Source organism: Dysgonomonas sp. HDW5A, assembly GCF_011299555.1.
In the GTDB taxonomy this organism is placed as follows: Bacteria; Bacteroidota; Bacteroidia; order Bacteroidales; family Dysgonomonadaceae; genus Dysgonomonas_A.
In genome coordinates, this window is the sequence record NZ_CP049857.1 from 3,957,812 (window position 1) to 3,982,156 (window position 24,345).

Consider the following 24,345-nt stretch of genomic DNA (forward strand, 5'->3'; position numbering starts at 1 on the left):
TTATATGTTTGTTATTATTGTTTGTTCTTTATAAGATAGTAATACCTTTTTCATTTTATTCTTATGTAGAAAGTATAAAATGAAATAAAATGGTATTCCAATCGTAAAATTCAGAATGATACCCGATATTTCGATCTTCTCTTTTACCCTTGAATAAAATTCCTGTCGGGTAAAGAATATATCAATAAGTAAAAATAAATATAATATCCCACTTATCCATTGTAAAACAGAAAAGGTTGAGCTTATAAAACCTTTAGTCAGAGTAACCGCTATTGAAGTCAAAAGAAATGCAGCAAATACTTTCAATGCATCTTTTGCTCTTTTATCATAAGTAGAGAAAAGTTCATTTAATGTCATTAAACTACGATCTCCAAATAATTTCACGTAATAATTTCGATAGGCATCAGCATTGAATAAGGCAGAGTCATTTATAGCCTTATAAGTAATAAATACTCCTAGAGGAAACAGTATGAAAGAACTTAGCCAAACACCTTGCCATACAGCCCAAACACCGTCTCTTGCCATTTTGTATCCGAGATTATCTATGATGTAATAGATAATAAATAGAATAACAGAAACTACAACGGGCATCCCTAAGCCTCCTTTTCGGATAATTGCACCTAACGGAGCACCAATAAAAAAGAAGATAAGGCATGCAAACGATAGGGTAAATTTACGTTGCAGCTCAACATTATGTTGTCGTATTTTCTTTTGAGTATCAATTTTGGAAATTGAGCGAAACATAAAATCATTTTTATTTGCTTCGGCCCGTGACATTGCTTCACTATAAACACTGACTCTTTCGGATGGAGAAAGAGAGTTCAATACAGAATCCAGACTATAACTATAATCCAGTTTCTCTTCTTGAACTTGGGTTGTGTCAGTTTGATAATTGTTCCGATACGACAAATAAGTATATTTAAGCATCACCTTTCGGTCGTTGATATTTAAACTATCAACTATGGTTGTTAGGGAATCAACAGATGCTCTTAACTGCGAAACATTTTTCGCGATTTGGGTTCCATCCATAGATGCTTCATCCATTCTATTAAAATTGGCATCAAAAGGAATTATAACCTCTTTTTCTTTAAAATTCTCACGACTATAAGGTACAAATTTATCATTCCGAACAGTTGCTCTATCTCCTAAGCCCGATTGTTTGAAATTTGCAAATTGTTGTCCATTATATAAATTAAGCTGTAAGTAATCTTTATTAGAAGACATTTTCATTTTAGCTGAATCACAAACAATTACAGCCATATTATCAAAACCTTTAGATACATCATATATCATCACATCTCTCAAGGTGCCGGTCTCTTTATCTTTAGTCTTTACATAGATATTATAATTATCAATACCCGAATAGAAAGACCCTTCAGGAATATCCAATTCCGGAGATTTCTGTTTTACTGAAATCATTAAGGTTCTGAACTTAACATTTATCTTGGGAATAATATCATTCTGAAAGAAGAAAGCCCCAATACAAACCAATACCATGAGAATGATTAATGGACGCATGGCTCGAAGAAGAGATATTCCGGCGGCTTTAATTGCCAAAAGCTCATAGCGTTCGCCCAGATTGCCAAAAGACATAAGAGAGGCCAATAATATAGCCAATGGCAATGCCATGGGTACTAATGTTAGAGCAGCATACAAGAACAATTCAGCCAGCACATGAGTATCAAGACCCTTGCCAACTAAATCTTCGACATACTTCCACAAAAACTGCATTAATATAATAAACAAACAGATGGCAAATGTCATGAAGAACACAGGCACAAATGTTTGTAATATATATAAGTATAAACGTTTTATACGTAACATCAAACTTTATCTTAATAAGATCTAAGACCTTTTATTACTTAGGTTATTGTATCGTTATTACCACGAATACATCAATAATAATTCCTCGTATTTACAAGAACAAAGTTAGTAAAAAAACCTGCTAAAAAACAGAAAAGAGATAGTATAAACTATCTCTTTTCTTGTGGCTTTATATAAATATTCTAAATATTAATATCTTTCACGATTGAAACCGCCACCTGAGTTGCCACCTCTTCTGTTACCGCCGCCGAAGCCACCGCCAGAATTGCTTCTACGAGGACCACCTGCGCCACCTTCAGTTCTTGGACGTGCAACTGATACAGAAATAGTTCTGCCATCATACTCAGCACCGTTCAATTCATCAATAGCTTTTTGTCCTGAAGCTTCGTCATTCATTTCAACGAAACCGTAACCTTTAGAACGACCAGTTTCTCTGTCCATAATAACTTTAGCAGAAGCGATCTCTCCGTATTCTCCAAATAAATCATTTAGGTCAGCATCTGTAATACTATAGCTTAACCCAGCAATAAAAATGTTCATAAAAAAATGTAATTAAAAAAAAATAAATAATTGTGTTTAGCAAAGAACCAAATTCAGAGAGAAATGATATACTAACCAAGATACTTGAGAAAGAAATTAAAACTGTCTGTCTAAAAATTACTTATGCACTCACAAATATAGCAATAAAATTGAGATGTTGTGTTTTTATATAGCAAATATACAAGCCTATATTTTATTTTAACTAAATCGGACAGTTTTACAAATTTATTAACATCATGAAGCTCGTCTGATATACATTACAATATATTACTTTTGCAACTATAGGATAAATTACATTAAGATGAAAATCAATAAAACAAACGCTGCCAGATTATTAGACAAAGCTAAAATTAATTACGAGCTAATCCCTTACGAAGTTGATGAATCAGACCTCAGCGCTATCCATGTAGCGAAACAACTAAACGAGCCTATCGAGCAACTATTTAAAACTTTAGTATTAAAAGGTGATAAATCCGGATATTTTGTCTGCATAATACCGGGTGCAGAAGAACTTGATTTAAAATTAGCTGCAAAAGCCTCAGGAAACAAAAGTTGCCAAATGATCTTAATGAAAGATTTATTAAATGTGACAGGATACATAAGAGGTGCCTGCTCTCCTATCGGCATGAAGAAGAAATATCCAACATACATACATTCGACCTGTGAAGATTTCGATTTTATTTATATCAGTGCAGGACAAAGAGGCTTACAAATAAAAATAGCTCCGACTGACCTACTTAAGGTTATCGAAGCTACCGTATCTATACTTTTCGAAAAAGAGTAAAGCTATGATATTTTAATTTTCTTAGCTAATTTGCCGATTGTCAATCCTTGAACGATAATAGAAAACACAACAACAAAATAAGTTGCTGCTATAAGCACTTGCTTAAACGGTCCTTCTGCTATAGAAAGAGCCAAAGCAATAGAAACCCCTCCTCGAAGACCTCCCCAAACAAGTATCTTTATTGTACCACTTGAAAACTTCTCTTTAAAAGGAATAATTAATGTTGGAATCTTTATAGAAATATATCGTGCAAATAAAACTACAACAATACAGATACAACCTATTAACCAGTAATTATGAAGATTAGGTATTAACAATAATTCAAATCCTATAAAAAGAAATAAAATTGCATTAAACACCTCATCCAACAATTCCCAAAAGTGACCAACATGACTACTTGTTTCAACTTCACTTTCTTTTCGCTTCCTTTTAGACTCTCCAATAATAAGCCCCGCTGCTACCATAGCTAATGGACCAGATATATGCATAGCATGAACGATTAACGACCCTCCCATCACCACAGATAATGTGATCAAGACAGAAACCTTATAATCATTCGCAGTCTTCATTGCTCTTGCGGCAATATATCCTAAAAGAAGACCCACAATAAAACCTCCGGCCGCTTCCTTTATAAACAGCCATGATATATTGGTGAAAGAAAGATCCACAGACTCTCCCTGTGCTAATTTCAATATCACGGCAAAAACAACAACGGCAACACCATCATTAAATAATGATTCTCCGGCGACCTTTGTTTCTACAGATTTCGAAACTTTTGCCTCTTTCAATATGCTCAATACTGCAATGGGATCAGTTGGCGAAATCAACGAACCAAATAACAAACAATATATAAATGGTATCTCTAAATGCAAATCGACCATAGGCAACAGTCTATTTAATAAAAAGTAGAGAGCAAAACCAATTACGAAAGTAGATATAACAACACTTAATGTTGAGAAAATGATTACAGGTAAACGCTGTTCCCTCAGATCATTTATATTAATATGTATAGCTCCGGCAAACAATAGAAAATTAAGCATACCATTCATTAATATCTCAGAGAAATTAAGGCTACCTATCAGTTTCGAAAAATCCTGCAATGGACCTGTTGTTATTAAATTCCCAATAAAAACAAGACAAATTGACACAATCATGGCAATAACCATAATACCTATAGTTGCAGGTAGCTTTAAAAACCGAACATTAATATACGAAAAAATCGTAGCTATTACAATAAGAATAGAAAAGGTATAATATAATTCCATTTATCTCACTTTAAAGAAGTAAAAAAAGAAGTTTGCCAGACAAATATAACAAAAAATGACTTTTCACAAGCAATGCCTAGTATTAAAATAAAAAAGAGACTACTAAAATAGCAGCCTCTTTATATATTTTGAGTCTTATGGTTTTCTTAACCTAAATAACCCTTAAGTAATTTACTTCTTGAATTCTGACGCAATCTTTTGATTGCCTTCTCTTTAATTTGCCTAACACGCTCACGCGTAAGCTGGAATTTATCCCCAATTTCCTCTAACGTCATCTCTTGACAGCCTATACCAAAAAACATTTTGATAATATCACTTTCCCTTTCGGTTAAAGTAGACAAGGCTCTTTCAATTTCCTGCTGAAGAGACTCGTTCATCAATGAACGGTCTGCAATAGGAGCATCATCATTTACTAATACGTCAAGCAAACTATTATCTTCACCTTCCACAAATGGAGCATCCATAGAAATATGACGGCCTGAAACCTTCAAAGAATCTGAGATTTTATCAACAGGAATATCCAGTTGCTCTGCTAATTCTTCGGGTGAGGGCTTACGCTCATTCTCTTGCTCAAACTTTGAGAAAGCTTTGCTAATTTTGTTTAGCGAACCTACCTGATTTAAAGGAAGACGTACTATACGCGATTGCTCTGCTAATGCTTGTAAGATAGATTGGCGAATCCACCAAACAGCATAACTGATAAATTTAAACCCTCTGGTTTCATCAAATTTCTCAGCAGCTTTAATCAAGCCTAAATTCCCTTCGTTAATAAGGTCAGGTAAACTTAATCCTTGATTTTGGTATTGCTTCGCTACAGAAACTACAAAACGAAGGTTAGCCCTTGTTAGCTTTTCTAACGCTGCTCTATCTCCTCGTTTTATGGCCTGAGCCAATTCTACCTCTTCTTCTACAGTGATAAGATCCTCACGACCAATCTCTTGAAGATACTTATCCAAAGATGCACTCTCTCGATTTGTTATCGATTTTGTAATCTTTAACTGTCTCATCTATTCGCTTTAAATATTAAATTTCCAAACAAGTGTGCAAAGGTATGAATTAAATATCAATTTTAGATCACCAAATTATAATAAAAATCACTTCCAGGCAATTATTCTTGTTCTTATATTATAATAACGTTTAACTCTCCATTTTGATCGGAGAATTAAACGTTATAGTTTGTTAATAGCCTAATTCTTCGAAGTTATTCATTCAAATCAATTGCGTAATATTTGGTTCTGCCATTAGGATAAAATCCTGAAATAAACAATCCCTTATCTTGGCTTTTACTTACAGCATCTATAATTTGCTCTACTTCATCGGGTGAAGAAACTGATGCATTGTTAATTTTCATAATAATAAACCCTTTAGAGATTCCTTCTTTTTTAAATTTACCACCGTCATCAACTCCTGCAACCTCTACTCCATAGCTCACACCATATTGTTTCTTTTGTTCTTCTGTCAGTTTCTTAAAAGCAGCTCCTACAGCAGCTAAACCATCGGTTTTCTTCACAACAGAAGTACTGCCTGAACTATTTTTCAATACTACATTAACTGATTTTGTATCACCATTTCTATTAATCGTAAGCTCCACTTTATCGCCGGGACGATATCGATTTACAAGATCTTGAAGTTCACCAACACTACGAACCTTCGTTTTGTTTACCGCAACAATTACATCTCCTTCAAGAACCCCAGCCTCTTTTGCCGGACTACGATCGGCAAAGCCTCCAACATATACACCTTCTTTCACCTTCAAGGCTTTTGCTTTTTCCGGGTTTATGTCATCAACTGCCGATACATCACTAATCATAACACCTAAAACAGCTCGTTGTACAGTTCCAAATTCCTTAATATCTGCTACAACCTTTCCTGCTATCGAAATAGGTACTGCAAAACCATATCCCGCAAAGTTTCCTGTTTGAGAATATATAGCAGTGTTTATTCCTATCAATTGGCCATTTGTATTCACTAAGGCACCTCCACTATTACCCGGATTAATAGCTGCATCCGTTTGGATAAAAGACTGAATAGTCATATCTCCCCCACCCGGTTTTCCGGCACCGATACCTCCACGCCCTTTAGCACTAACAATTCCGGCAGTGACGGTAGAAGTCAAATTAAATGGGTTACCTACAGCTAACACCCATTCTCCAACTTTCAAATCATCTGAATTACCAAATGGAACATACGGAAAGTCATTTCCTTCTAATTTCAATAAGGCAATATCTGTTGTGGGATCAGCGCCTATCAACTTAGCTGTATACTTTCGGTTATCATTCATGGTAACCTCTATTTCAGTAGCCTTATCAATCACGTGGTTATTTGTAATCACATAACCATCTTTCGATATAATAACTCCTGAACCATAACCTACACTTGGCTGTGGATTTGCATACTCCGAACCTCCGCGATCGCCGAAGCCAAAGAAATACTCAAAAGGATCAACCATTTGCCTCTGACGACGTCCGGCTGTTTCAACAGCCTTTACTGTTGATTTGATATGCACTACTGCATGAATAGAACTTTCGGCTGCTTTTGTGAAATCGGGATATCCGTCCGCTGTCAATGAAGCCAAGTGCACATTCTTTTGATCAAAATCCTGTGCATAATTAAAAATGTCAGCACTACCATAATTAGCACGGTTACTCAGATAGCTATACGTGCCATATGAAGCTCCGATACTTATTAATGCAGCTACAAGATAAGTAGAAGCACTTTTCCAAATTTTCTTCATATTCTTATTCGTTTTTATTTATATTAAATCATTTATACTCCTCGTCAAATTTATAAACAAAAACTATTCACTTGATCACTCCAAAGTTCATTTTTTAACACTTTTAACCAGTAAAAATTAAGCTTAACAGGGTTTAACAAGCTAACAGTCAATACTAACATTTATTCCCAACTCACACTGACAACTTGTCAGCAAATAAAAAAAGACCGCCTCAGAAAGAAGCGATCCTTTATAAATCAAAAGTATCTTTAGATGTTGTTATTCTGCAACTTTAAACCGATCACCTGTTTCCCGAACTACTTCTTTGTAGAATTTTAGAGGATAGCCTACACGTTGTGGTGCCGATGGGTTTCCGTGTTCATTACGAATAAATTCTCCGTCTTTTTCCTTACGGACAATTCCATCCATGTATTTTATAGTCAAGAATTCTCCTAGTTTCTTCCAATTATCAAAAGCATATTGTGCCTGCTCGCCACTATATTGTGTTAAATAAGCAACAGCTTTTGCGGGAGACTCAGTATACAATTCCAAAGCTTTCTTCTCAACATCTGTTTGTTGCGACAAAAACTTTGATTCAAGCTGTTGTTGTACCTTCAATAAATCAGGATGCATATAATTATATTTGCCATAAACCATGTTCGACACCCAATTATGTATCCAAAATGCCGAAGTCCAAGAGAATGTATATAAATCTCCATTCCCCACCCTATATACCTCAGGAATTTCAGTTATTGAAGCATACATCGGAACAAATACGGTCTGATCAGGATCATCTACCCCAAACCAAAGAACTCCCCCTATAGAATTAGGTAACCACGAACGCATTTGAGAAACAAAAACAAAACCTGCCTGCTGTGTGGCAATAGGGCGTTCGTTACAATATTTCACAGAGTCAACCTCCCACTCTAATGGTGCCCAACGGTAAGGAGACTCGAAAGGACCTGCTCCTATGTCAAAACGCCAATCTAAAGGAGTGCCTTCATAATGATTTCTCATCATCTCTTTCAGGTCAGTCAAACTTACTTTTCTATCAGGCTTAATATATAGAGGCATAGGTTCATGAGTTTGTCCTAAAGCATAAGTCACAAAACCAGCCATATCTTTATTAAAAGTATTGAAAAAACTCCATACACGGGCTTCACAATAGCGTTGTCCACCAAAATCCAATGGATTATATGCTTTAGCAAAGCTGAAATCTGCATCTTTTCCCGAGAAATATCCTTTTTCACGGGCAAAAGAAATCACATCTTTAGAATAAAGACAATCTTTAGATCCCTTCAAAGGGAATTGTTGTATACGTGCCTGATTAGCATGAGCTGATATACAATCGTCAGGAATACGCACAGCTACCCAAACAGCACCTTTATTACCTTTTCCTTTTCCGATCATTTCCATAACCCAAACCTCATTTGGATCGCCAATCGAAAAAGATTCCCCTCCACTTGCATAGCCATATTCAGCAACCAAGTCGGTCATTACTTTAATAGCCTCACGAGCCGTTTTAGCCCGTTGTAAGGTTATATATATAAGACTTCCATAATCGACTATACCATCCGGATCAACAAGTTCTTCACGTCCCCCAAATGTAGATTCAGAAATCGTCAACTGATGTTCATTCATGTTCCCTACGACATTGTATGTCTCAGCAACCTGCCTTATCTCTCCTAAAAATTTCCCCGAATCCCAATCATATACTTTGAGCATTTCTCCCGCCGCATATTTTTGTGCCGGCCAATGGTACAATTCTCCATACAGAGAATATGAATCAGCAGAGTAAGTAATCATAGTAGAACCATCAGTAGAGGCAGCTTTTCCAACCAGCAAACTCGTACAAGCAAATGCCGTCGAAAAACTAACAATTCCTGAGAAAAGTAACAATAAAGCCTTTTTCATCATTTTTTTCTTTATAATATTTTATTAGATTTGTTTTGATTTTGTAAATATACATTATAAAAAAATAAATGCAAAGAAGAGCAGATGAGTCTTTTCAACGCAATTTAATATAGCGAAAATATTATTATTGTAAGGGAATATAAAACATGTTTTAGAATATATATTTTTACTTGGAACTTATATAATAAACGTGTTTCTTTGTATCGATAACCTAAAACAATCTTTTTACCTTAAACACTAATACCTAAATTAACTCATAAAAGGAGATTTTGTGAAAAATCTCCTTTTATTATTTTAAACACACTCATTTTACGCCATTTTTTTCTTTCATACTTCAAATTATTATTTACATTTGCCAACAAATTTATTTTTATTTTAATCAATAAAAACTCCTATTTATGAGAAGCTTATATTTATTAAGTGCTCTTATTCTTCTAGGGATTGTATACCCTGATCAACAAGCAAAAGCAACCGGCATAGATGACAAAACATTAAAGAATACGTCTGTATATTCCGTATACGAGTTATCCTCAAAAACAACAGCCATAGTTATTAATTACGCCGAAACAGATTCGGCTACAGTTTTTGATAAGATTTTTGACCGGATAGAAGAACAAGATTCAATTAAAGCAAATTGGTTTTATTCTCAGTTTGATGAATCTATTCCTGTGAGAGGTGTAGAAATAGTAGATACTACCGGTGTCTATAGCCTTCTTTACAATAAAAAAGTAGAAAGTGAGATGATGTCTCAAATGAACAAAGAGTTCTATATATACGGAACCAAAGGTTTCGAAGTTCTAAAACCTGAAAAATTTGTTTTTGGACTTGATGAATGTAAGACAAATATATTTGCTTTCACAATAGATAAATTTGACTCTAACAAAAACGGAACACCCATTCTTGCTTCTGACAAAAAAATAGAAGTTGTTTTTGGTCGAAATTATCAAGGGATAGAACGCAAAATAAATGACTATTATAACAGCATAGAGGCCGATTACAGAGATAATACACCAACTAAAGTATATGCTAATGTTGGAAATTTATATTTCGTATATACCGATGATTTTAAATGGCGCGACACATTTAGTTTCGATAATACAGAATGCTTTTTCCCTTCTCGTGCAATATTCAGATTAGAAAAAGATGGCACGGTTAAACCTATATGGGAGGATGGCCTGGACTTATTTGGAATCCCCTGCGATTAAGTTTGCAAACATTTAACAACACACACTCCAAGATACAGAAAGAGCCTATGAATACAAACATTCATAGGCTCTTTTATTTAAAGAATAAAAAGGAAATTAAACTCTTAATCAAGCTTATACCTTAATTCATCTAATAGAATTGGAAAGAAAGATATATCTATACCGGCGGCAATAAGCTCTTTTGCATCCTCTTCAAATAAACTTACAAACTGATTGAAGTCTGTAGTCTTATAAGCAGCCTTTAAATAACAATCTAATCCTGATTTCTTACGGTTAAGACATAGCTCTACGTGACCTGCATTTAAATAATCGTGCACATTAGGCTTATCAGCCAATATTTGCTGGTAATACTGTTGTGCCAAATCAAATTTCCGCAACAAAAAAGCAGTCCAGGCAATAGGTCTCCATGCTTTAGAGCTTTTACTATCTAAAACCTCTATCTTAAAATAGCTGTTTAGAGCCTTATCATACTCGCCCAAATCTAAATAACAATGACCTATATTCAGTTCGATGTTTAAATTATTAGGATTCAATTGAGCTGCACGTTGATAATACTCTAAAGCATGCTGTGGATCTTTCAACGATCTATACACTTGAGCAATCCGTTTTATTATCCACGAGTTATCAGGTGATAACAATTCGGCTTGCAAGAAAGCTTCTAATGCGCCGCTTAGATCGTCAAGCATCTGCTTACAATAACCAACTTTTTGCCATAGGTCGGATTCAAGCGAACCATCCGCAATTAATTTTCGATAAATACCAAGTGCTTCCGCAAAGAAATTCTTATCAAAACAATAATTGGCAATTTGCAACATTGATTTATGATCTGAAATTAAAGGAGCAATTGATTTTTTATCATAAAAATTCAATCTCAACTTAAATATATCAAAGAAGTTATTTTTGTAAGGATACAACTTAAAGAATCTGTATAAATCCTGAATATATTGATTAGAAATTACATCCTCATTTACTTTAGGATTAAGAGATTCTGCATCTTTTTGCATCTCTTTAAGCTGATCGGCCTCTTCGCCAAAGCGTCCTGCCATCATTTGTCTTTGACTAACCGGTATTTGCAATAAGCTTAGAGCAAACGAATACTTATCGGAATTACACATATGGCTTGAATTCAAAACTGCTGCCTGCAACAATCCATTTAAACCATCTTTATCAGAGAATAAGGGTTGCAGTTCTGAATACTGAGTATCAAATGGCAGAAACCAATTGCTCAACTCACCAAAAAAAGAGAAGTTTTTCAAATTAGAAAAAGTGGAGTGAAAAACATCCGCCCCTTCCATCTGTAGACTTGAATATTCTTGTAACTTATTAGCTAAGCCCGAATTCTCAAGTTCTTTTTGCCAATCAGGATTTTTGTCAGCAAAATCAGTTTCTCCCATCAAGTCCTGCATATTTAACTTTTTACCTGCAAGCGAATTAAATTTCATCATTTCAGGTATAATTTCTTCGGTCAGCTTACGACTGATCTCTTCAGTCTCACGTGAGCGAATCAATTGTTTGACGACAGCCAATACAGATCGACGGAAAGAATCATCTTCTGCCAATGCATCTAATTTGAATTGACACTCCGGATATAATTGCCAACGCACATCATACATTTGCAAAACAATAATAATTCCTACAATAGCTCGTTGCCTGATTGCTTCTTGATTCGACCGACACGCATCCATTAACACACACATTTTACGCCCGTCAAAACGATGAAACAAGTTTAGTGTTAAAGCTGATACGAATAATAATTTCTCACGAACAGAAATATCCTGATTATTTATAAAAGATGTATACTCTAATTCTTGTTTTTCGCCTGCACGAGGTGAAACAAATGTATAATTGAAAAGCTCGGAACCCACACGTTCTCTTTTAACAGACAATTCGCGTTCTCTTGCATTCTTAACATCTCCGGCATCCAGAAGATCTGTCAATGCCCACGAATCTGAAATTTCTTTTAATTGTTTTTGAATTTCATCTAATGTCAAAGGTGTTCGAATTGTGTTAATTCTCAACCGCTCATAAAATATATTAGAAGAATCAATTGTCAGCAATTCATCTGATGCATCATCGGTAAGCTCATACAACGTTCGCAAAATAGTATTGTATATAACGTCTTTTTGAGGATCAATAGTATCCTCAAACTGATAGTGCAACATATATTTATAATTGGTCTCCAATTCACTCAATTTTTCTGCAGCATGCCAGTCTTGAGTATTCACAACCAATTTTGCCAATAATTCAAAAGCATCCTTCAACTGCCGTTTTGACAGTTTATCTAGTATGTCTTTTTTATATGTAAGTGTATTTCTATTATCCATAATCTACATTCAGCCAATATTTTATATACTAAACACACATTAATTAGTCATTCAATATCAAAGTCGATGGAAGATCTTTTTCCCAAGAAGGGTATCTTTCTCTCAGATTTTTCCAACTCTTTAAACTAATCATTAATAAATCGTGCTTCTTAAAGATGTCAACGTCTATCGGAATATTATTGTTCCATAATTGGAATAAATAAGGATTGACTGCTTTTATACCTCTCACGCTTTTCACGAACTCAATCGAACTATCCATCAAACCTATTGCATCCCAAAGAGTAATCCGAACATATGAATTCTGAGTAAGACGTTCCATAAAATCGCCCACAAAAATATCATCTTCATCCAAAATAGGAACTATAACATTTTTGATCTCTGTTAAACCTTTATCAATAAATATGCCAACTGATAAATTACTATTTTTCAAGACAGAGTGAGTTCCATCCCCCAGTGACAATACATCGCGATTACTAACCCTTTTACTTTTCTTCATAAATGAAAATAAATGAGCAGGAAAACGCAACAATTTAGTAGAAAATCCAAGGAATTGTCCCAAAAGATTACCTTGATATATAGAATAATGAGCTCCAATCAACAACAAGTCATATCCCCCATCATTAGATAACTTCACTATTTTGGCAAAAGGCTCAGATGCGACTTCAAACATAGTATTGATAGGTTGATCTAATTCGTGAGCTTTTGCTAAAATAGGCTCAAATGTATCACGCTCCTCATCTTCGATATTATATTGATATAAATTATTACCGGGAGTAAAATGCACCATATTCACCTCTGAATAATTCTGACTCTTTTTCACAAAAGAATTCGCTATCAGTAATAATTTTTCACCTAATTCAATATTTTTAAACGGAGCCAATATTCTATATATCTTTCGCTCCGGCATCACATTTTCAGGATTTCTATTTTTGAAGACTTTCTCTATAAGATCCAACAATGGACTTGTCATAAATGTAGTAACTAAAGCCATTACAACCATCATCGCAAACACTTCAGGTGTAAGAATCCCTAAATCGTAACCAATATTAAGAACTACAAGTTCCATTAAACCTCTGGTATTCATCAATGCTCCGATTGTAAAGCTCGATTTCCAATCAAACCCGATAAACCGAGATACGAGTGCACCTCCTATCAATTTTCCACTTGTGGCAATCAAAATAATGATTCCACAAATCATCCATAAAGAGCCATCATTTAAAAGTCCAATCCGTGTATTTAAACCCGTATAAACAAAGAATAACGGAAGTAATATAACTAAAGATATATCTTCTATTTTATCGATAAATAATTTCCTGAAGTTGATATTAGGGGGCATTATAACCCCTGCTAGAAATGCACCAAATAAGGGATGAATACCTATAATACTAGTTAAATATGACGAAAGGAATAATACAAGAAAAAAGATTCCTATAATTGATTTACTTATAATATTCTTAGATGTTTGAAGGTCAGCAACACGTTGTAAAAAAGGACGTACCAGCTTAAACATAAGAACAACATACACAACTGCAAAGAATATAACATATAAAGAACTGACAAATGTACCTGCCTTCGCAATAGCTATTACAGCAGCCAAAAGACACCATGCTGTTATATCATCAACAGCGGCACAAGTTATAACCATGGCACCTAATGGTGTTTTATTAAGACCTCTTTCGTGTACAATTCTTGCTAATACAGGAAAAGCTGTAATACTCATTGCTATCCCCATAAATAAAGCAAAAGAAACAAAATGAGAATTGGGATGAGAAAAATACGGATAGATAAAATAGGAAAAAACAGTACCTAAGGTAAAGAGTATTGCAATACAGGAATGACTTATCAGTATAGCATCATTCGCCCTATTTTTCAACACTTTGAGATCTAATTCCATACCCACAATAAACATAAACAGTATTAAACCAATCTCACTGAGAAGCTTAATACTGCCAATAGAGGATGCGGGAAAGATAAGATCTGACATTTCAGGAAAAAATGCTCCTAAGAGTGAGGGACCTAACACAATACCGGCTATGATTTCACCTATTACCGTAGGTTGTCCGATCTTTTGACAAATCCAGCCAAAAAGCCGTACAAAACATAAAATAACAATAATCTGGAGGATTAATAATGCCGTAGATCCGGTTGCTTCCTGTATTACCGATGTCGAAAAATTAGTCCATGCTGAATGTTGACTAACAATCTCATTTCCATTTAAAGAAGGCTGTAATTGATTTTGACCTAAGGATAAAACAAAATAGATTACAATGGATAATACACCTATTACTGATATATAAAATATAAGGTTTTTATGTTTGCTCATACGTTTAGCACATAATTCATTTGAGTACAAATATACGAATTTTGTACTAGACACTTGACATATGCCAAGAGTAATAGTCTCAACTTTTTTATAAGTGTAAAAAAGTTTTCATTAACTTTGGAAGCAATAAGGTCGAAGACCTACTCTGGTTCAAAAAGCATAATCAATGTCAATTGATTACATCTTAATGTTATAATATTTACACCATAGATTACTTATAATCACCATTAAACATACATGTTCTGATGAATGAAGAATTAGTACAAATTGGTCTGCGACTCAAAGGTCTGCGTGATGCACTAGAGCTTACACAAGCCGAATTTGCTGCATCATGCGATATCACACTCGAAGATTATATCGAGTACGAAGCAGGGAGAAAAGATTTTTCGATCAGCTTACTCAAAAAAATTGCGACTCTGTATAACATTGATCTTACAACTCTAATGTTTGACGAGGAGCCTAGAATGAGTAGCTATTCTATTACTCGTAAAGAAAAAGGATTAGCAATCAAACGAGTTGAAGAATATCAATATCAAGCTTTAGCAACAGGTTTTGCGAATCGTAAAGCTGATATATTTGTAGTAACGGTACAACCCAAAAGTGATGACACACCGATTCACCTAAGTACACACTCTGGACAAGAATTTAACCTTGTTTTTAAAGGTAGACTTTTGCTACAAATTAATGGAAAGGATCTTATTTTGGAAAAAGGAGATAGTCTCTATTTCGATCCGAGCCTACCTCATGGTATGAAAGCGTTGGATGGAAAACCGGTTAAATTTTTAGCTGTAATAGTCTGATCCAGTATACATCCTAAACTGAAATGAGAATATAAATTTCAAAAACTATGTTAGAAAAATTTTTAAACCAAATAGAATTTAAGTCTACAGAGGATTTCAAAAATAATTTTCACGTAAATATCCCTGACAATTTTAATTTTGCCTATGATATTGTAGATGAATGGGCGAAAACCAACCCCACGAAGGTAGCTCTTTGCTGGTCGAATGAAGAAGGAGAACATTTCGATTTCACATTCAAAGATATTAAAGAACAAAGTGATAAAGCAGCCTCATTTTTCCAATCGTTAGGCATAGCCAAAGGTGACAAAGTGATGTTGATACTTAAACGCCGCTATGAGTTCTGGTTTGCAATTGTAGGTCTCCATAAAATAGGAGCTGTAGCTATTCCGGCCACACACCTACTTACTCCTAAAGATATTATCTATCGTAATAATGCTGCTGATATAAAAGCAATTATTACAACCGATGACGAGCTTATCCGCAAACACGTAAATGAGGCCTTACCCAAATCACCAACAATAACAAACCTCATAACGTGGGGTGATAACATACCCCAGGGGTGGACAGATTTCCATAAAGGATTAAAGGAAGCCGTTCCTTTTGTTCGACCTGAACATGTAAATGACAATAAAGATATTTCGATACTTTACTTTACTTCGGGAACGACAGGCGAGCCTAAAATGGTTATACACGATTACACTTATCCTTTGGGACATATTGTGACAGCCAAATATTGGCATAATCTGAATGAAAACAGTGTCCACCTGACCGTATCTGATACAGGATGGGCTAAAGCTGTATGGGGGAAATTATATGGTCAATGGATTGTTGGAGCAACTGTTGTGGCATACGATCACGAAAAATTTACATCAGTAATGATGCTTGAGTTAATAGAAAAATATAAAATAACCTCATTTTGTGCTCCTCCTACAGTATACCGCTTTATGATTCGTGAAGATTTAAGTAAATATGACTTATCGTCACTTCAATATTGCACTACTGCCGGTGAAGCACTTAATGCTTCGGTTTTTGAGACATTTTATAAAGCAACCGGCATAAAAATGATGGAAGCCTTCGGTCAAACAGAAACTACTCCTACGATTGTAACTTTTCCTTGGATGGAACCTAAACCCGGAGCAATGGGAGTTGCCAATCCGGCCTATGATATTGATCTTATCACTCCTGAAGGACGCCCTGCCGAAGACGGTGAATCGGGAGAGGTAGTCATAAAAACCAATAACGGTAAACCTCTTGGCTTATTTATGGGCTATTATCGGGATGAAGCACTTACTAATCAAGTGTATTATGATAATGTATATCATACAGGTGATTCTGCTTGGAGGGACGAAGATGGTTACTTCTGGTTTATCGGCCGTATTGATGACGTTATAAAAAGCTCGGGTTACCGTATAGGGCCATTTGAAGTTGAAAGTGCTCTTATGACTCATCCTGCTGTTGTAGAATGTGCCATAACAGGCGTACCTGACGAAATACGTGGTCAGGTGATAAAAGCAACTATTATACTTGCTGGCGATTACAAAGAGAAAGCAGGAGAAGCACTTATTAAGGAAATACAGGATCATGTAAAAAACGTGACTGCTCCCTATAAATACCCGCGAATTATAGAATTTGTGGAAGAATTACCCAAAACAATAAGTGGTAAAATAAAACGGGCAGAAATACGGAAGCAATAAAGTCTTGAGAAGAAATATAATCCGCTTTATAAATACCTGCCTACAGTAATAATAGACAGGTATTTTTTTCATTCGAGATTTTATTAACTTTGTGAGATATCATTAGCAAAGGTCACTGACCTTATTTGAAATAAAATGAAAAAAGAAGATTCGGAAAAAAAGCGGATAGTTATTAAGATAGGCAGTAATGTATTAACCCGAAAGGATGGCACATTAGACGTCACACGTATGTCTGCATTGGTAGATCAGATTGCCGAACTACGTAAATCGGGTATTGAAATTATTCTCGTTTCATCGGGTGCCGTTGCTTCGGGAAAATCGACAATCCGACCGAAATCGAAATTAGATGTTGTGTCGGCTCGGCAATTATTTTCAGCAATAGGACAAGTAAGACTTATTAATCAATATTTTACATTGTTTGACAACTACAATATAGTTTGTGGTCAGATATTAGCAACAAAAGAAGACTTTTCTACTCGCAGGCATTATCTCAATCAGCGTAATTGTATGACTGTAATGCTTCAAAATGGAGTGACACCTATTGTGAATGAAAATGATACAATTTCTGTTAATGAATTAATGTTTACCGATAATGACGAGTTATCCGGATTAGTTGCAACTATGATGAATTGCCATACATTGATTATATTGAGTAATATTGACGGTATATATAATGGCAATCCATCGGATCCTAAAGCAAGTGTAATTCATGAAATAGATCCGAAGAAAGATCAGATAGAAGAATTTATACAAACATCGAAGTCTACATCGGGACGTGGCGGTATGCAAACCAAATACAATATTGCCCGAAAAATAGCAGAAGAAGGCATAGAGGTTATAATAGCCAATGGCAAAAAAGACAATATTCTTTTAAATCTTATTTCCGATCCTAAAACGATATGCACTCGTTTCAAGGCTTCTAAAAAAGCAGTTTCAACGGTAAAAAAATGGATTGCTCATTCCGAAAGTTTTGCAAAAGGCGAAGTTCATATTAATGATGGAGCTAAAGAGGCCCTTATCAGTGAAAAAGCAGTCAGCTTACTTCCTGTAGGAATTGTAAAAATAGAGGGCGACTTTGAACCCGACGATATTGTAAAGATTATTGACTCTCAAAAAAAGCAAATCGGGGTTGGACGTATTGCTTTTGATAATAAAACCGTAGAAAAATTGATAGGTAAAAGTAATGAAAAACCAATAATACATTACGACTACTTATATATAGATAAATAGGTCTCAGACCTTTTTATTGCTTAGGCAAGTATAAACAGGCACATTCTGTTATAAACCGAAAGCATATCATTAATATTTTATTCACTTACATATGGACGATACGAAACAGTTATTCGAATCAGCAAAAATAGCAGGCAGAAGCTTACTTCTATTAAAAGAAGAACAAATCAATTGCCTACTAGAAGATATAGCTAAAGAAACAGAAGCTAAAATACACTACATTCTTTCAGAAAATTTAAAAGATCTGCAAAGAATGGATAAAAATAATCCTAAATACGACAGGGTAAAGCTTACTGAAGAACGTATTCTTGGAATTGTTTCAGATATTCGGAACATAATTAGTCTCCCCTCTCCTGTTGGCAGAATACTCGATAAGAGAACACTAAACAACGGATTACATTTATCGAAGAAAGCTGTTCCGTTTGGAGTTATCGGGATCATATTTGAAGCTCGTCCGAACGTTTGTTTTGACGTATTTACCTTATGTCTCAAGTCGGGAAATGTTTGTATCTTAAAAGGAGGATCAGATGCCAAGTTTTCGAATATGGCTATTGTCGAAATCATAAGAAGCGTACTTGATGATAATGACATTAACCCCAATATATGTACGCTGCTACCCAATGATAGAGAAGTAATTGATGAATTACTAAATGCCAGAGAATATGTAGATCTTATTATTCCACGCGGAGGAAGTTCTCTTATTAATTATGTAAGAGACAATGCTCACATTCCCGTTATAGAGACAGGAGCCGGTGTATGTCATACCTATTTTCATAGTGCGGGTAATAAAGAAATCGGTCAACAAATAGTTCACAATGCTAAAACCAGACGGGTAAGCGTATGTAATACACTCGATTGTTTGATTATTGATAAAGACCGTCTAAACGATCTCCCTTATATCTGTGACAAACTAAAAGATGATCATGTAATTATCTATGCTGATAAGTTATCTTATGAAGTGCTGAAAGGTCATTATCCTTCTAAATTACTGAAAGAAGCATCAACAGATGATTTTGGTACTGAGTTTCTTGATTATAAGATGGCTATAAAAACTATCAATAACATCAACGATGCTATTGACCATATTTCAAAATACGGCTCTAAGCACAGTGAGGCCATTATAACCGAAGATGAAACGGCAACCATACTTTTTGAATCTCTTATAGATGCTGCATGTGTATATGTAAATGCTTCTACGGCATTTACCGATGGAGCACAATTCGGATTAGGAGCAGAAATAGGTATCAGTACGCAAAAAATGCATGCACGCGGTCCTATGGCATTGCAGGAACTTTGCAGTTATAAATGGATTATCGAAGGTAGCGGACAAATAAGAAAATAGTAAATGAAAAAGAAGAAAAGTCAGGAAAGAGGAAAAATTACTATTCAAGACTATATAAAAGCTGTAAAAAAGGCAGATAGGGAAACTCAATTGGAAACCAATGTAGGATTCACGGCTATTACCAAAGTACATAAAAGCAAAAAGCTATATAACAGAAAAAATAGTAAGAAAGATTATTTAGAAGATTAATAGAGTGAAGGAAAGAAACATTACTCTGGATTATTTTAAGATACTATTAAGTATACTGGTTGTAATAATCCATCTCCCAATAGTAGATATATATATAACCCCTCAAGGTTTTGGGAGTAAGATATTATATTCAATAGGATCATTTATCTCGTTTGACTTGTCCAAAATAGCCGTGCCCTCATTTTTTATTATTAATGGCTATTTTCTTGATTTTACAGATCAGAAAAAGGTCTTTCGATATATAACTAAAATGATAAAGATTTATATTGTCTGGACATTATTTTATCTTCCATTTATGATAGAGAAAGCAAGTGGCAGTATGTATGCTATACTTTTAATGATGGGCTTTTATCATTTGTGGTATCTTCCCGCACTTATAGGTGCCGTTATTTGTATTTTCTTTATGAGAAAAATCTTTAACAATAATATTTTATTTCTAATTATTGCCGTACTACTATTTGGTATAGGCTATTATATCCAACAAACAAATCCATATGCACCTTTAAGGTTTTTCAAATATCGTAACTTCCTTTTTATGGGTATTCCCTTTGTATTAATGGGATATTTAATAAAGAGCTTCGATTTCTCAAGATACAAACGCTTAATTACCGTATTATTAGTTCTTAGTTTATCTACTCTGATTTTTGAATCATGCACCTATCTTCATAAATACGAAGCGATACCTAATATATACCTATCATTATTTATAACTTGTCCTGCCATTATAATACTTATTCTTCAGAATAGTACAATGAAGATTCTAAAGAATGACGATATAGGGCAGTTATCTTCGGCTATATTCTTTATTCATCCTGCTATTTTATTCCTAATACATATTCCAGTACCTAATATTTTTATACTACCTTTTGTCATTATATCCTCTGTATTTCTCTCTTTTGCTATAATACAAGCAAATAAATCTCTCAAAATATTTCTATAAATTAAAAACAATGACCGACTTAAATAAAATTTCTGAATTATTAAATTCAAAATCAAATACTCTCCCAATCAACAAAATAGAACTTGAAGCAATCCTACAAACCATATTTCATCAGTTGCTTTTTCCCATTTGTGACAAGAATTGTACCTCTACATCTGATAATCTTAATTATGTATATTCTGTATTATTAGAAAATATATCAAATCTTATCAATAAAAAGGAGGCCGAAATAGTAGTTGATTCATTTATAACTGAATTACCTGACTTAAGAAACAGATTATACGATGAAGCAAAGTGTTATTTACAAAATGACCCTGCGGCTCGTAGTATTGAAGAAATTATTATAACATACCCCGGATTTTTTGCATTGACTGTATATCGCCTCTCTCACATTCTATACAAGATGCATGTGCCTATTATCCCTAGATTATTTTCTGAATATGCTCATGCTTCAGTTGGAATAGATATTCACCCAGGAGCACAAATAGGAAATATGTTTTTTATAGATCACGGCACGGGAATAGTTATCGGCGAAACTACAATTATTGGGAATAATGTAAAAATATATCAAGGTGTAACTCTAGGAGCATTGTTTGTTACTAAAGAGCTAAAAGACAAAAAAAGGCATCCAACCATAGAAGATAATGTGGTTATCTATGCAGGAGCAACCATATTAGGTGGCTCAACTGTTGTTGGTCACGACTCTACCATTGGAGGAAACGTATGGCTTACAAGAAGTGTTGTCCCCTACTCTTTGGTTTTTCACAACTCTGAAGTAAGAATCAGAACAACTCAGGATTTTGAAGATTCTTTTAATTATACAATTTGAATAGACTTTTAGCAAAAAGATCTATTATAATCTTTGTATTATTTTTCTATCTTTGCGGTCTTATTGAGAGTTAACTATCTATTCCATTAAGACATAATCGAATAATTATTATATAAAAAACAAAATATATTTTATGGCAACTACTGCAGATATTAGAAATGGTATGTGTATTGACATTGAAGGTCAATATTATGTAATTATTGAATTCCTTCATGTAAAACCAGGTAAGGGAGCAGCTTTTGTGAGAACAAAAATGAGAAACGTAACTACAGGACGTATCTTAGAAAGAACATTTAATGCAGGTATAAAGCTAGATGAAGTACGTATCGAAAGACGCGAATATCAATATTTATACAAAGATGAAATGGGATACAACCTTATGAATAATGAGACTTTCGAGCAAGTATCTCTTAACGCAAACCAAATAGAAGGAGTAGCTTTTCTTAAAGAAGGTGATACTATAGATGTACAGGTGCATGCTGAAACCGAAACTATTTTGACTGCCGAATTACCTCAAAACGTAATCTTGGAAGTTACATATACCGAGCCAGGATTAAAAGGAGATACTGCAACAAATGCAACGAAACCTGCAACATTAGAAACCGGAGCAGAAGTTAGAGTACCACTTTTCATAAATGAAGGTGAGAAAATAAAAATCAATACTCGTGACGGCTCATACGTTGAGAGAGTTAAGTAATATAAGATTTATGTTTAAGAAAAAATCGTGATTTGGTTAGCTTACCAAACACGATTTTTTTATCTTTATAAACTTATGGATCAATCGAAGCTAAAGCTAAAAATAACAGATTGGGCAGAAGAAGACCGTCCACGGGAAAAGATGCTTATAAAGGGAGTATCCGCATTATCTGATGCTGAATTACTGGCTATTCTGATTGGATCGGGTAATAAGAATGAAACCGCTGTCGAACTGTCGCAACGAATATTATTTTCGGTAAATAATAACCTGAATTCATTCGGTAAACTAAGTATTCATGACTTAGTACAAAATTTCAACGGTATAGGTGAAGCCAAAGCCATTACTATTATTGCAGCGTTAGAATTAGGTAAAAGACGTAAGCTTTCTGATACAGAAAAGCAACAGCTCATACTATTAAGTAAAGATGTTTTTCATATGTTTCAGCCACTCCTTGGTGATCTAAGACATGAAGAAAGTTGGGTATTACTCATGAACCGGTCTAATAAAGTGCTGAAAAAGATTCTAGTCAGTAAAGGAGGAATTACAGGTACAGTTATTGATATTCGCCTTATTATTAAAGAAGCAATTGAAAATTTAGCAACTAACATTGTATTAATACACAATCATCCTTCGGGTAACCCTAAACCAAGCGAAGATGATAATAACATCACACTAAAACTTAAAGAGGCCTGCAAAATACTTGATATATATTTAATGGATCATGTTATTGTATGCGACAATAGCTATTACAGCTATAGAGATAATGATTGTATATTATAAAATTTAATGAACTAACTATAAAATGATCGCATTAGTAATTATACATAACCACCGTTATGATGCTAATATTCCAAGATTAGATGAAATCTATAAAAGTCGATTTAGTCACATATTTCATTTAGTACCCTTTTATGATGGTGATAGAAGCAATGTTATTACAATATACGAAAATTCACACTACTTTCAAGGGTATGTAGCACAAGCGTATGAAAGATTAACTTCAGAAGGAAACTTTGACCATTTCATCTTTATTGGTGATGACCTAATCTTAAATCCTCAAATAAATCAAGATAATTATACTACCTATTTTAAAGTAGGAAAAGAAGATTCTTTTATTTCAAGTTTAGATGAATTACATTCTTTAAATTTGTGGTATCATTCTCCCAAGGCAGTAGATTATGATCCTTTTAATGTTCCAGGAGTAGAAGTTAAGAGAGAATTTCCTTCAAAAGAAGATGTCTTAAAAGAATTTGAAAGAAAAGGATTTGAAAAACCCTATTTAAATGCAGATAAGGTCTATGAACTACCCCCACGCTGCAATTATCCTAAAAATTTAAAAGGACTCATTCGTTATAAATTAGATTGTCGTAAAGTTAATAAGCAATTAAGAAAAGGAAGAATAGAATTAAAGTTTCCCTTAATGAGTGGTTATTCTGATATTTTCATCTTACCGGCATCTGATTTCAAACAATTTAGACATTATAGCGGCCTATTCGTTGCAACTAACCTTTTTGTAGAATTGGCTATTCCAACTGCAATGATTATGGCTTGTAAAAAAATATTCACAGAAAAAGACCTTATGGATAAAGGCATAGCCTTATGGACTAAAGAAGACAAGCAGGCATTAGAAGATACATATGAACGATCTTTGGATAAACTCTTCTCCACTTTTCCTTCAGATGTATTGTATTATCACCCCATCAAACTGTCCAGATGGACTTAAAAGACATAT

20 protein-coding genes are annotated in these 24,345 nt (G+C 34.3%); 12 read left to right on the forward strand and 8 right to left on the reverse strand.

From position 1 onward, the window contains the following. Both G7050_RS16335 and G7050_RS16340 read right to left on the reverse strand, forming a co-directional pair. Entirely contained in the window at positions 1 to 1,824 is a 1,824-nt protein-coding gene (locus G7050_RS16335) for an LptF/LptG family permease (RefSeq protein ID WP_166117332.1), read from the reverse strand. 189 nt (positions 1,825 to 2,013) lie between these two features. Further along, a complete protein-coding gene (locus G7050_RS16340; protein WP_166117333.1) occupies positions 2,014 to 2,364 on the reverse strand; it encodes an RNA-binding protein in 351 nt (116 codons plus the stop codon). 301 nt (positions 2,365 to 2,665) lie between these two features. On the opposite strand from G7050_RS16340, the gene ybaK reads away from it, so the two are divergent. Beyond that, entirely contained in the window at positions 2,666 to 3,148 is a 483-nt protein-coding gene (gene ybaK / locus G7050_RS16345; protein WP_166117334.1) for a Cys-tRNA(Pro) deacylase, read from the forward strand. Between the two features lie 2 nt (positions 3,149 to 3,150). Here the strand turns inward: ybaK and G7050_RS16350 are convergent, their stop codons facing one another. The 4 genes from G7050_RS16350 to G7050_RS16365 form a co-directional block, all read right to left on the reverse strand. Beyond that, entirely contained in the window at positions 3,151 to 4,413 is a 1,263-nt protein-coding gene (locus G7050_RS16350; RefSeq protein ID WP_166117335.1) for a sodium:proton antiporter, read from the reverse strand. A gap of 146 nt (positions 4,414 to 4,559) precedes the next feature. Further along, positions 4,560 to 5,420, reverse strand: coding sequence for an RNA polymerase sigma factor RpoD/SigA (locus G7050_RS16355; protein WP_166117336.1), 861 nt, complete (start codon positions 5,418 to 5,420; stop codon positions 4,560 to 4,562). A 194-nt stretch (positions 5,421 to 5,614) separates the two neighbouring features. Then, positions 5,615 to 7,147 carry a Do family serine endopeptidase gene (locus tag G7050_RS16360; protein ID WP_166117337.1) on the reverse strand — a complete coding sequence of 511 codons (1,533 nt, stop codon included), beginning with the start codon at positions 7,145 to 7,147 and terminating at the stop codon, positions 5,615 to 5,617. A 258-nt stretch (positions 7,148 to 7,405) separates the two neighbouring features. Beyond that, positions 7,406 to 9,040, reverse strand: a complete 1,635-nt coding sequence (locus tag G7050_RS16365; protein WP_166117756.1) for a dipeptidase — start codon at positions 9,038 to 9,040, stop codon at positions 7,406 to 7,408. 398 nt (positions 9,041 to 9,438) lie between these two features. On the opposite strand from G7050_RS16365, the gene G7050_RS16370 reads away from it, so the two are divergent. Beyond that, a complete protein-coding gene (locus G7050_RS16370) occupies positions 9,439 to 10,245 on the forward strand; it encodes a hypothetical protein (RefSeq protein WP_166117338.1) in 807 nt (268 codons plus the stop codon). A gap of 104 nt (positions 10,246 to 10,349) precedes the next feature. On the opposite strand, the gene G7050_RS16375 is transcribed toward G7050_RS16370, so the two are convergent. Then, positions 10,350 to 12,569 carry a tetratricopeptide repeat protein gene (locus G7050_RS16375; protein ID WP_166117339.1) on the reverse strand — a complete coding sequence of 740 codons (2,220 nt, stop codon included), beginning with the start codon at positions 12,567 to 12,569 and terminating at the stop codon, positions 10,350 to 10,352. A 43-nt stretch (positions 12,570 to 12,612) separates the two neighbouring features. Continuing rightward, complete coding sequence (locus G7050_RS16380; RefSeq protein WP_166117340.1) at positions 12,613 to 14,892, reverse strand: cation:proton antiporter; 2,280 nt, start codon at positions 14,890 to 14,892, stop codon at positions 12,613 to 12,615. A 245-nt stretch (positions 14,893 to 15,137) separates the two neighbouring features. Between G7050_RS16380 and G7050_RS16385 the strand changes: the two genes are divergently transcribed. From G7050_RS16385 to G7050_RS16430, 10 genes are all read left to right on the forward strand, one after another. Then, a complete protein-coding gene (locus G7050_RS16385; RefSeq protein ID WP_166117341.1) occupies positions 15,138 to 15,692 on the forward strand; it encodes a helix-turn-helix domain-containing protein in 555 nt (184 codons plus the stop codon). 47 nt (positions 15,693 to 15,739) lie between these two features. After that, complete coding sequence (locus tag G7050_RS16390) at positions 15,740 to 17,386, forward strand: AMP-binding protein (protein WP_166117342.1); 1,647 nt, start codon at positions 15,740 to 15,742, stop codon at positions 17,384 to 17,386. Positions 17,387 to 17,521: 135 nt separating this feature from the next. Then, entirely contained in the window at positions 17,522 to 18,616 is a 1,095-nt protein-coding gene (proB, locus tag G7050_RS16395) for a glutamate 5-kinase (RefSeq protein WP_166117343.1), read from the forward strand. Positions 18,617 to 18,707: 91 nt separating this feature from the next. Further along, a complete protein-coding gene (locus G7050_RS16400) occupies positions 18,708 to 19,958 on the forward strand; it encodes a glutamate-5-semialdehyde dehydrogenase (RefSeq protein ID WP_166117344.1) in 1,251 nt (416 codons plus the stop codon). A 3-nt stretch (positions 19,959 to 19,961) separates the two neighbouring features. Beyond that, positions 19,962 to 20,147, forward strand: coding sequence for a hypothetical protein (locus G7050_RS16405; RefSeq protein WP_166117345.1), 186 nt, complete (start codon positions 19,962 to 19,964; stop codon positions 20,145 to 20,147). A 4-nt stretch (positions 20,148 to 20,151) separates the two neighbouring features. After that, positions 20,152 to 21,087 (forward strand): acyltransferase family protein, encoded by a 936-nt coding sequence (locus G7050_RS16410; protein WP_166117346.1) that lies wholly within the window; start codon positions 20,152 to 20,154, stop codon positions 21,085 to 21,087. Positions 21,088 to 21,097: 10 nt separating this feature from the next. Beyond that, the gene (epsC, locus tag G7050_RS16415; RefSeq protein WP_166117347.1) at positions 21,098 to 21,916 is read left to right on the forward strand and encodes a serine O-acetyltransferase EpsC; all 819 of its coding nucleotides are present in this window, start codon (positions 21,098 to 21,100) and stop codon (positions 21,914 to 21,916) included. 133 nt (positions 21,917 to 22,049) lie between these two features. Continuing rightward, positions 22,050 to 22,613 (forward strand): elongation factor P, encoded by a 564-nt coding sequence (efp, locus tag G7050_RS16420; protein WP_166117348.1) that lies wholly within the window; start codon positions 22,050 to 22,052, stop codon positions 22,611 to 22,613. Positions 22,614 to 22,688: 75 nt separating this feature from the next. Continuing rightward, positions 22,689 to 23,393: a DNA repair protein RadC gene (gene radC, locus G7050_RS16425; RefSeq protein ID WP_166117349.1), complete on the forward strand. Its 705-nt coding sequence runs from the start codon at positions 22,689 to 22,691 to the stop codon at positions 23,391 to 23,393. Between the two features lie 22 nt (positions 23,394 to 23,415). Beyond that, positions 23,416 to 24,336 carry a hypothetical protein gene (locus tag G7050_RS16430; protein WP_166117350.1) on the forward strand — a complete coding sequence of 307 codons (921 nt, stop codon included), beginning with the start codon at positions 23,416 to 23,418 and terminating at the stop codon, positions 24,334 to 24,336. Positions 24,337 to 24,345 lie beyond the last annotated feature (9 nt).

Excerpts from the sequence above, each read along its gene's own strand:
- G7050_RS16335 (WP_166117332.1), bottom strand. The coding sequence starts at position 1,824 with ATGTTACGTATAAAACGTTTATACTTATATATATTACAAACATTTGTG.
- G7050_RS16340 (WP_166117333.1), bottom strand. The coding sequence starts at position 2,364 with ATGAACATTTTTATTGCTGGGTTAAGCTATAGTATTACAGATGCTGAC.
- ybaK (WP_166117334.1), top strand. The coding sequence starts at position 2,666 with ATGAAAATCAATAAAACAAACGCTGCCAGATTATTAGACAAAGCTAAA.
- G7050_RS16350 (WP_166117335.1), bottom strand. The coding sequence starts at position 4,413 with ATGGAATTATATTATACCTTTTCTATTCTTATTGTAATAGCTACGATT.
- G7050_RS16355 (WP_166117336.1), bottom strand. The coding sequence starts at position 5,420 with ATGAGACAGTTAAAGATTACAAAATCGATAACAAATCGAGAGAGTGCA.
- G7050_RS16360 (WP_166117337.1), bottom strand. The coding sequence starts at position 7,147 with ATGAAGAAAATTTGGAAAAGTGCTTCTACTTATCTTGTAGCTGCATTA.
- G7050_RS16365 (WP_166117756.1), bottom strand. The coding sequence starts at position 9,040 with ATGAAAAAGGCTTTATTGTTACTTTTCTCAGGAATTGTTAGTTTTTCG.
- G7050_RS16370 (WP_166117338.1), top strand. The coding sequence starts at position 9,439 with ATGAGAAGCTTATATTTATTAAGTGCTCTTATTCTTCTAGGGATTGTA.
- G7050_RS16375 (WP_166117339.1), bottom strand. The coding sequence starts at position 12,569 with ATGGATAATAGAAATACACTTACATATAAAAAAGACATACTAGATAAA.
- G7050_RS16380 (WP_166117340.1), bottom strand. The coding sequence starts at position 14,892 with ATGAGCAAACATAAAAACCTTATATTTTATATATCAGTAATAGGTGTA.
- G7050_RS16385 (WP_166117341.1), top strand. The coding sequence starts at position 15,138 with ATGAATGAAGAATTAGTACAAATTGGTCTGCGACTCAAAGGTCTGCGT.
- G7050_RS16390 (WP_166117342.1), top strand. The coding sequence starts at position 15,740 with ATGTTAGAAAAATTTTTAAACCAAATAGAATTTAAGTCTACAGAGGAT.
- proB (WP_166117343.1), top strand. The coding sequence starts at position 17,522 with ATGAAAAAAGAAGATTCGGAAAAAAAGCGGATAGTTATTAAGATAGGC.
- G7050_RS16400 (WP_166117344.1), top strand. The coding sequence starts at position 18,708 with ATGGACGATACGAAACAGTTATTCGAATCAGCAAAAATAGCAGGCAGA.
- G7050_RS16405 (WP_166117345.1), top strand. The coding sequence starts at position 19,962 with ATGAAAAAGAAGAAAAGTCAGGAAAGAGGAAAAATTACTATTCAAGAC.
- epsC (WP_166117347.1), top strand. The coding sequence starts at position 21,098 with ATGACCGACTTAAATAAAATTTCTGAATTATTAAATTCAAAATCAAAT.
- efp (WP_166117348.1), top strand. The coding sequence starts at position 22,050 with ATGGCAACTACTGCAGATATTAGAAATGGTATGTGTATTGACATTGAA.
- radC (WP_166117349.1), top strand. The coding sequence starts at position 22,689 with ATGGATCAATCGAAGCTAAAGCTAAAAATAACAGATTGGGCAGAAGAA.
- G7050_RS16430 (WP_166117350.1), top strand. The coding sequence starts at position 23,416 with ATGATCGCATTAGTAATTATACATAACCACCGTTATGATGCTAATATT.